This is a genomic window from Arthrobacter sp. 10T425, from assembly GCF_056393985.1.
Window position 1 is genome coordinate 1 of record NZ_JBFTGZ010000035.1, and the last position, 992, is coordinate 992.

1 protein-coding gene is annotated in these 992 nt (G+C 67.8%); it reads left to right on the top strand.

What is annotated here, in order from left to right; all coding sequences use genetic code 11:
* Positions 1-992 (top strand): aspartate ammonia-lyase (locus AC1DDH_RS20370; RefSeq protein WP_476956194.1); only part of this gene is annotated, 992 nt, incomplete at both ends.

The window sequence follows — 992 nt, forward strand, 5'->3', positions numbered from 1 at the left end:
GCCGCCGCCATCGGGCAAGCCTGCACCGAGGTCATGAACGGCAAACTCAGCGAACAATTCGTCGTCGACGTCATCCAGGGCGGCGCCGGGACCTCCTCGAACATGAACGCCAACGAGGTCATCGCCAACCGGGCCCTGGAAATCCTCGGGCACCCGAAGGGCGACTACGCCCGGCTGCACCCCAACGACCACGTCAACCTCAGCCAGTCCACCAACGACGTCTACCCCACCGCGGTCAAGCTCGGCACGATCTTCGCGGCCCGGGAACTGCTCCAGGCCCTCACCGARCTCGAAGACGCCTTCGCCGCAAAGGCCCTCGAGTTCCGCACGGTGGTGAAAATGGGCCGCACCCAGCTCCAGGACGCCGTCCCCATGACCCTCGGCCAGGAGTTCGGCACCTACGCCGTCACGATCGGCGAGGACCGGCTCCGCCTGGCCGARGCCGACCTGCTGATCCACGAAATCAACCTCGGCGCCACCGCGATCGGCACCGGCCTGAACGCCCCCGCCGGGTAYGCCGAGGCCGCCTGCCGGCACCTGGCCGARATYACSGGCCTGCCGCTCGTCACGGCCGTGGACCTGATCGAGGCCACCCAGGACGTCGGCGCCTTCGTGCACCTCTCCGGSGTGCTCAAGCGGGTCGCCGTGAAACTTTCCAAGATCTGCAACGACCTCCGGCTGCTCTCCTCGGGCCCGCGCGCCGGCTTCGGCGAGATCAACCTCCCCGCGGTGCAGTCCGGCTCCTCGATCATGCCCGGYAAGATCAACCCGGTYATCCCGGAAGTGGTCAGCCAGGTGGCCTACGAGGTGATCGGCAACGACGTCACCATCACCMTGGCCGCCGAGGCCGGCCAGCTCCAGCTCAACGCCTTCGAACCCATCATCGTCCACAGCCTCCACAAGAGCATCTCCCACCTCGAAGCCGCGTGCCGCACCCTCACGGCCCGCTGCGTCCGGGGCATCACCGCCAACACCGAACACCTTCGCCTCAC